This window comes from Saccharopolyspora sp. 6M, from assembly GCF_020176775.1.
Lineage (GTDB): Bacteria > Actinomycetota > Actinomycetes > Mycobacteriales > Pseudonocardiaceae > Saccharopolyspora_C > Saccharopolyspora_C gregorii.
The window spans coordinates 1-6,980 of sequence record NZ_JAIUJZ010000287.1; the positions used below are offsets into that span (position 1 = coordinate 1).

The window sequence follows — 6,980 nt, forward strand, 5'->3', positions numbered from 1 at the left end:
TTGCGGGGGAGGGCCGGGGTGCGGCCCCGGGTGTCCGGCGGGCGGTCCCGGTGGTCTCGGCGGTGGTGCGGATCCGCCCGGCTGTCCCGGTCCGGGCCGCGCGGGCGGCGCCTGTCCGGGGGCGTGCTGCGGGTAACCGCCGGGCCGTGCCGGTGGTGGCGCGGGCGTGGCCTGCGAGGGTGGTGGCGCTTGTCCGCTGCCGCCGGGTCGTGCGGTCGGTGGCGGTTGCCCGGGTGCCGCTCGCGGGGGAGGTGGCGCGTGCCCGCGAGCACCTGGCCGCGGTGCCGGTGCGGACGGTGTCGCCGATCCGGAACCGCTAGCCGATCCGGAACCGCCTGCCGGTTCTGAGCCGCCAGCCGACCCGGAACCGCTCCCCGCGGGCGGGTGCGACCGCTCCCAGCCGAGGTAGGTGCCGCAGTTGCCGCAGAAGTCGTCGGTCTCGGCGGTGCGGGCGCCGCAGTTCGGACACGGTCGCATCAGCGTTGCCCCTGTTCGCGCGGTGGTGGTCCGGGCAGGACCTCGACGGTGCAGGTGAGGTGGATCGGGCTGACGGAGTCGACGAGCGCGGTGACCTGGGCGTGGTCCACGGCGGCGCGGCCGGGCCACACCTGCACGCGGACGGTGCTGTTCGGTTCGCCGCCGAGGGTGTTGCCCGGCCGGGTGGACCAGGTGGCGCCGGGCCCGTCGAGGATGCGGGAGTGCACGCCGAGGCACAGCCAGAGCCGGTGGGCGAGCCCGCGCGCGGTGCCCTTCCAGCGGTGCAGTTCGACGGCGCGGGCGACGACGGCGCGGCGCAGCTCCAACGGCCAGTCCGGGTCGAGCTCGGTGGCGACCCAGGTGCCGAGCCAGGCCACGAAGTCCTCCGGTGCCAGCGCCGGGTCGAAGTAGTGCGCCAGGTTGTCCAAAGTGGACAGGATCGGGGCGAGCACGTCGTCGAGGCCGGCGGTGAACTGCTGCGCGAGGTGGTCGTCCGCGTACATCCCGGGCAGCTGTTCCCCCATCGGGTAGCGGCTGCGCAGTCCGGGGATCCCCGCCCGCCGCGTCACCTGGGCTCCGCGCCGTCGTGCGGGACGACCACGACCTGGTGCTGGTGGGAGAACACGAGGGCGTGCGCGGGCAGGTCGATGCGGTCGGCCGGGGTGCCGCGCCTGCCGGTGATCGGGTCGGCGGGGAACAACCGCACCTCTTCGACGAGCCCGACGCCGTCGACGCGTTGCAGGACGGCGAAGACCTCGCCGACCTGCACGGGCCGGCCGAACGGCCAGCCGGTGCCGTCGGCGCCGCCGCGCAACGGGTTCAGATGCGCGTACAGCGCGTCGAGGGCGTCGCGGTCGATCCGGCCGGTGTCGGCGCCGGTGGAGCGGAGCCGGGCCACCACGGTGATGCCCTGGTAGAACGGCGGTTCCACCACGATCCGCGCCCCCAGCAGCCTGCGTTCGTCGAGCCGCGAGGCGATGGTCGCCAGCAGCTGCTCGGACGGGATGAGCTGCTCGAAGCGGATGCGATCACCGGTGTCGGCGACGGCGCCGGGCACGACGAGCAGCCGCGCCGCGCCGGGGTCCTGCTCGGCCGCGGCGGGTAGGCAGCGGATGCGGGCGGCGGCGGGTGCGGCTTGGCGGGCGATCTGCTCGTGGTCGGCGGCGGTGACGGCCCGTTCCTGCAGTTGCAGCTGGTGCGGGGCGCGGATCTTCGCCTCGGCGATGGTCTCGCCGTCGACGCCGCCGATGGCGGCTTCCCGGTTCTCCACCTCGGAGATGTAGGGCTCGGAGCTGCGCAGCACGGAGATGGCGCCGCGCGCGACGTTGCCGGCCCGGCCGCCTCCGGTGCGGTAGCGGGGGATGCGCAGCTGGGCGCCCTTCGCCGGGACGGCGCCGTAGTGCCGCAGCGATCCGTCGGGCAGCCGCACGGCCGGCGGGAAGCCGAACTCGCCGGTGGTGGGGTCGAGGGTGACGTGCCGGTCGGTGGGGCCGGAGCGGCCGAAGTGGTCGACGACGGTCCAGTCCTCCCAGCCGTCCTCGGTGGAGACCTGGACGACGACGGGGTCGCCGTCGGTGAGCACCGGCGCGACGTCCGCGGTGAACCGCTGCCCGGGGACCCCGGCGGATTCGCCGAGGGGCACGTCGGTGTGCGCCTCGGCGTGCTCGACGCCGGTGGTGCCGCCGACGGTGGAGACCTCGGCGACGCGGACGGTGGGTGATTCGGAGTAGAACGGCTGGTCCGGCACGGGCGCGGTGACGCGGCAGCGCAACCACCCGGCGCGCACCCCGGCGACGGTGGAGGGCGTGTGCCCGGGCCCGATCTGCAGCAGCACCTCACCGGGCTTGTTGAGCCCGCCGGTGGTGTCCTCGAAAGCCTCGCACTCGGCCCAGCGGGTGCCGTCCCACGCCTCCCACACCAGCGGCGGCTGGCGCGGGTCGACGCCGATGCCTTCGACCCGGCTGTCGAGCTCGACGGCGATGACGCAACGCGGCACGGCGCCGCTGAGCCCGAACAGCATGGCGTCGCCGACGGCGGGTTCGGTCTGGAAGCAGGGCACGTCCTCGGCGGCGGCGAGGTCGGCGGTGCGGTCCTCGATGGTGCCGGTGGCGGAGATCGTGACGAGGGTGCGCAGCTCGCAGGGCACGATCGGCAGCTCGTGCTCGGTGGCGAACACGACTTCCCGGTCGGCTTCGGAGTGGGCGGTGGCGACCTCGGTGCCGCGCGGCAGCAGCACGGTGTCGGGTTGTGCGGTGGAGAGCCAGAAGGTCACGTCGCCGCGGGCGGCGGTGGGCGGGAACAGGCGCACGCCCATCAGGTCCAGGAACGCGAGGTAGTTCTTCTCCGGCACCCGGTTGAGCCGGTAGACGAGCTGGTCGACCATGTGCGCGAAGGTCTCGATGAGCGTGACGCCCGGGTCGGAGACGTTGTGGTCGGTCCACTCGGGGGCGCGCTGCTGCACGTAGCGCTTCGCCTCGTCGACGAGCTGCTGGAAGCGCCGGTCGTCGAGGTTGGGCGTGGGGATCGCCATCAGGCCGCTCCTCCCGCCTCGGAGCCGCCGCCGTCGGGGATGGTGTAGAAGGGGAACACGAGGTTGCGGCGGTCGTTGGTGGACCGCAGCACGTAGTGCACGTCGATGTAGAGCACGCCTTCCTCGTCGGGGTCCAGGGCGACGACGACGTCCTCGACCTCGATGCGCGGTTCCCAGCGCTGCAGCGCGGACCGCACCTCGTGGGCGATGCGCCCGGCGGTCGCGCCGTCGGTGGGGGAGAAGACGTAGTCGTGCACGCCGCAGCCGAACTCGGGCCGCATGGGGCGTTCGCCGGGTGCGGTGCCCAGGACGAGCCGGATGGCCTCCTCGATCTCCTGCTCGCGCCCGACGAGCCCGATGCCACCGGTGGGGGTGACGCGCAGCGGGAACCCCCAGCCGCGGCCGATGAACCGCTCGCTCACATCGGGCCCCCGATCAGGACGTTGAACGCGCCGATCTGGACCTGGGAGCCGCAGCTGCTCTTGTCGTTCATCTTCGCGGCGGGCAACCCGCTGATCAGCACGACGCCGCCGCGCGGCGGGCTGGGCACCAGGACGTTCGCGGGCCCGAGCAGCGCGTCCGGTCCCTTGGGGCAGGCGACGATGCTGCCGGTGACCGCGGCCGGTTTCCCGCCGATGAGCACGGTCGCGACCCTGGCGGCGGCGGGTCCCGGCGGAGCACCGACCACGCCCCCGTGGTTGGTGGCGTCGCCGATCCGGGCGGCTGGTGGCATCGGGGTCTCCTCCCGCTGTGGGTGGGTCAGTTGATCCGGACGAGCATGGCGTGCAGGGCGGCGGTGCCGCCGCCGTCGATGTCGGCGGACAGGGAGCCCTTCAGCGAGGCGTTCTGCAGGGCGCTGATCCGGGCGTCGGCGGTGGCGTCGAGGTTGATGTTGCGGCCCTTGACCTTGACCTCGCCCGTGCCCGCGTCGAGGGTGATCCCCCCGTCGTCCAACGTGATCGAGCTGAGCGAGCCGCGGCCGCCGGGCCGCTTCACCGCGATCTCGATGGTCCTGGCCTTCTCGTCGAGCCGGATCTCCAGCCGGTCGTCACCGCTGGCGATCCGCACGCCCGGCGGCCCCTTCTTGCTGTCGATCAGTTCGAGCCGGTGCCCGTCGCGGGAGACCAGCGAGCGCCGGGCGACCTTGCCGCGTTCGATCAGCGGGATGTCGTGCTCGGACGGCTTGTCCTTGCCGTTGTAGAGCCCGCCGAGCACGTACGGCTTGTCCAGGCAGCCCTGTTCGAAGGCGACGAGGACTTCGTCGTTCACGCTCGGGCTGATGACGCCGCCGCCCTGCCCGCCGAGCTGCACGCTGCGCGCCCAGTCGGAGACGTACTTGGCGTCGAGCCACGGGAAGGTGAGCTTCACCCAGCCGCGGCCGCCGCCGGCGGGTTCGCTGACGTCGGTGACGATCGCGTTGACCACGCCCGGGATGCGCGGCCCCCGGTCGGGCGCGTTGGCGCCGGTGGTGAGCCCGGCCAGCGACCGGTCCGGGCTGGTGCTGACCTGCACGGTGGTGCGGTAGCCGAGGCCCGGTTCGATGACGTGGTGCACCGCGGTGGCGGTGTACTTGCCGGAGAACTTGTCGCCCGCGTTGCCGAGCGCGACCGGCACGCCCGCGCGCAGCTTCGGATCGCCCTCGACGACCGCTTCGACCTCGCCGAGCCCGGCGCTGGTGGCGGCCGACAGCGACTCCGCCAGCGCGTCGGCTTCGGCTCGGGTGCCGTAGGCCGTGTCGGTGACGGTGGTGCTGCTCTTCTTCCCGAAGTCCTTGATCGCCTCGGCCGGGGTCATGCCGGGAACGGTGGTCCCGCTCCGGGCGACGGTCTGCTCGGCGACGACGGGTTTCTTCGCCTGCACGTCCCAGCCGCGGACTTCGACCTTGCCGACCTGGTCGGTGGAGGTGAGCACGGCGCGCAGCGCCATCAGGTTCCGCCCGTACTCCAGCACGAACGGGCTCTTCGCCGCTGAGGTGCTGGGCGCGGGCGCCGAGGCGGCGGGGGCGAGCGGGGCGAAGTCGAGCTTGCCGGTCTCGTCGACGCGGACCGTGACGCCGTGCTCCTGGGCGAGGTTCTGCAGGAAGTCCCAGTCGGAGATGTTGGGCTGGGCCAGCTGGGTGTAGGTGATCGGTTTGGCCCGCACCTCCCCGACCGTCAGCCCGGCTGCGGTGGCGACCTTCTTCACGATGGCGTCGGCCTTCATGTTCTTGTACGCCACCACCTTCCGGCCGCGCAGCAGCCGGTGCGCCTTGTTCATCGCGCGCACCACGGTGAACGAGCCGGTGCCGTCGGAGTCCAGTTCCAGCGCGGTGACCTCGCCGGCGAACAGCTTCTCCGGCGTCCCGCCGCCCGCGGTGGACATGGACACGGTCAGCGCGGTGCCGATGGTGATGGGGGTGGCGGTGAGCAGTTCGTGGTTCGGGTCCCGGAAGGTGAGGGTCGCCGCGTCGGGCAGGCCGACGTTCTCGTCGACGACGCAGGACACCAGCTGCTCCTGCCAGGGCGGGGGCAGCTTGCCGGGGCACTTGATGATCGGATCGGCGGCGAACGACCTGCCGTCCTGCTCTGCGGAACTTCCCATCACGCACCGTCCTGTTCGGACTCGTCGAGGGCGGGGACGAGCAGTTCGCTGCCCGGCACCAGGACCATCGGGTCGTCGATCCCGTTGGCTTCGGCCACGTACCGCCACGCCGTCGCGTCGCCGTACTCGTTCCAGGCGATCTGCGGGAGGCTGTCCCCGGCGATGACTCGGTGGGTGCGGCGCGCGGAGTCCGAGCCGGAGGTGGGGTTCTGCCCGGGGGTGTCGACGCTGGCTTCCTCGATGCCCAGCGAGCAGGTGGCGCGCAGCGGTTTGCCGTCGACGTCGAACAGCGAGTAGTCCACCGAGAAGCTGTTGAGCACCCCGTCGAACGAGGTGGTGCGGGCGGTGCCCCACTCGAACCGGACCCACGGGCTGGCCGGGGTCTTGGCGGCGAGGCTCTTCGGGGTGGGCACGCAGGCCACCATGAGGTCTTCGACCTTCTTCTCCACCGAGTCGTCGTGCTTCTCGGTGGCGTCGAGGAACACCTCCAGCTGCAGCGAGCGGGGCCCGCTGCCGACGAACTCGGGCAGCGCCGATTCGGCGGCCATCCGGGCCGGTTTGCGCCGCCACTCGGTGCTCTTGGTCAGCGCGAGCTTGTTCGGGTTGAACTGGAGCTTGACGCGCTTGAGCGTCGCCCCGGGTTTCGCGCCGACCTTGGCGGGCGGTTCCATGATGAGGATTTCGGCGCGGGCGAGGTTCTTGGCGCTGGTGACGGCCATCGGGTTCCTCCTCTCAGGACGGTTGCAGGCCTTCGTGGGCGATCTCCAGCGTTTCGATCGCCGCCTGGGAGTTCGACGGGTCGAAGGACGGGCCCTGCCAGCTGACGGGCACGATGCCGATGACCTGCCAGCGGGCGATCGGCGTCAGGTTCGGCTTCAGCGCCACGATCTCGCCGTTCTTGCGCTCGGCCTTGCGCATCGTGTCCGACAGCCACTTCGCGATCTTCGTGGTGTCCCCGGTGACGGGGCGGGTGAGCGTGATGTTGGTCCAGGTGATGCGGGTGGGCAGCTGCCAGGAGAACGAGTTGTTGCCGCCTTCGGCGAACTGCTCCACCTCGACCTGCGCGCCGAGCCCGGAACAGGTGTGGAACCGGCCGAGGTCGTTGCCCGCGATGGCCAGCCGGAAGAACACGCTGCTGGCGAAGATGTCCGTCGACGACATCGGTGTGCTCCTCTTCAACGCCTGCGGTCGTAGGTGCGGCCGAACCGTTCGCGGCCGTGGCGCAGCTCGGTGCGCAGCAGCCGTCCGACGGGTTCGATGAGGCGGCGGGCGAGTTCGTCGATGTCCTGCTCGCCGCCGGTGCCGGTGGTGGGTTCGGGGTCGGCGCTCTCCTGGTGCTGCTTGGGCACGACGGTGACGGGGACACCGGGCGGGACGCCGGGGACCTGCGGGG

The 6,980-nt window shown here is 72.4% G+C and carries 8 protein-coding genes; all 8 read right to left on the bottom strand.

Translation table 11 applies throughout. The features are described 5' to 3' along the window. Nucleotides 1-476: 476 nt before the first annotated feature. A complete protein-coding gene (locus LCD31_RS27595) occupies nt 477-1,046 on the bottom strand; it encodes a phage tail protein (protein ID WP_224962907.1) in 570 nt (189 codons plus the stop codon). Continuing rightward, entirely contained in the window at nt 1,043-3,007 is a 1,965-nt protein-coding gene (locus LCD31_RS27600; protein WP_224962909.1) for a putative baseplate assembly protein, read from the bottom strand. The genes LCD31_RS27595 and LCD31_RS27600 overlap by 4 nt, the downstream gene beginning before the upstream one ends. Next, entirely contained in the window at nt 3,007-3,429 is a 423-nt protein-coding gene (locus tag LCD31_RS27605; RefSeq protein WP_224962911.1) for a GPW/gp25 family protein, read from the bottom strand. Before LCD31_RS27605 ends, LCD31_RS27600 begins: the two co-directional genes overlap by 1 nt. Then, nucleotides 3,426-3,740 (bottom strand): PAAR domain-containing protein, encoded by a 315-nt coding sequence (locus LCD31_RS27610; RefSeq protein ID WP_224962913.1) that lies wholly within the window; start codon nt 3,738-3,740, stop codon nt 3,426-3,428. Before LCD31_RS27610 ends, LCD31_RS27605 begins: the two co-directional genes overlap by 4 nt. Before the next feature lie 26 nt (nt 3,741-3,766). Next, nucleotides 3,767-5,587 carry a VgrG-related protein gene (locus LCD31_RS27615; protein ID WP_224962915.1) on the bottom strand — a complete coding sequence of 607 codons (1,821 nt, stop codon included), beginning with the start codon at nt 5,585-5,587 and terminating at the stop codon, nt 3,767-3,769. Next, nucleotides 5,587-6,306, bottom strand: a complete 720-nt coding sequence (locus LCD31_RS27620) for a LysM peptidoglycan-binding domain-containing protein (protein WP_224962917.1) — start codon at nt 6,304-6,306, stop codon at nt 5,587-5,589. The genes LCD31_RS27615 and LCD31_RS27620 overlap by 1 nt, the downstream gene beginning before the upstream one ends. Nucleotides 6,307-6,319: 13 nt before the next feature. Beyond that, complete coding sequence (locus LCD31_RS27625; RefSeq protein WP_224962919.1) at nt 6,320-6,748, bottom strand: phage tail protein; 429 nt, start codon at nt 6,746-6,748, stop codon at nt 6,320-6,322. A 14-nt stretch (nt 6,749-6,762) separates the two neighbouring features. Then, nucleotides 6,763-6,980 (bottom strand): hypothetical protein (locus tag LCD31_RS27630; protein WP_224962921.1); only part of this gene is annotated, 218 nt, incomplete at its 5' end.

Bases quoted from the DNA above. Each gene is read 5' to 3' on its own strand.
- LCD31_RS27610 (WP_224962913.1), bottom strand. From the start codon at position 3,740: ATGCCACCAGCCGCCCGGATCGGCGACGCCACCAACCACGGGGGCGTG.
- LCD31_RS27625 (WP_224962919.1), bottom strand. From the start codon at position 6,748: ATGTCGTCGACGGACATCTTCGCCAGCAGCGTGTTCTTCCGGCTGGCC.
- LCD31_RS27600 (WP_224962909.1), bottom strand. From the start codon at position 3,007: ATGGCGATCCCCACGCCCAACCTCGACGACCGGCGCTTCCAGCAGCTC.
- LCD31_RS27615 (WP_224962915.1), bottom strand. From the start codon at position 5,587: ATGGGAAGTTCCGCAGAGCAGGACGGCAGGTCGTTCGCCGCCGATCCG.
- LCD31_RS27620 (WP_224962917.1), bottom strand. From the start codon at position 6,306: ATGGCCGTCACCAGCGCCAAGAACCTCGCCCGCGCCGAAATCCTCATC.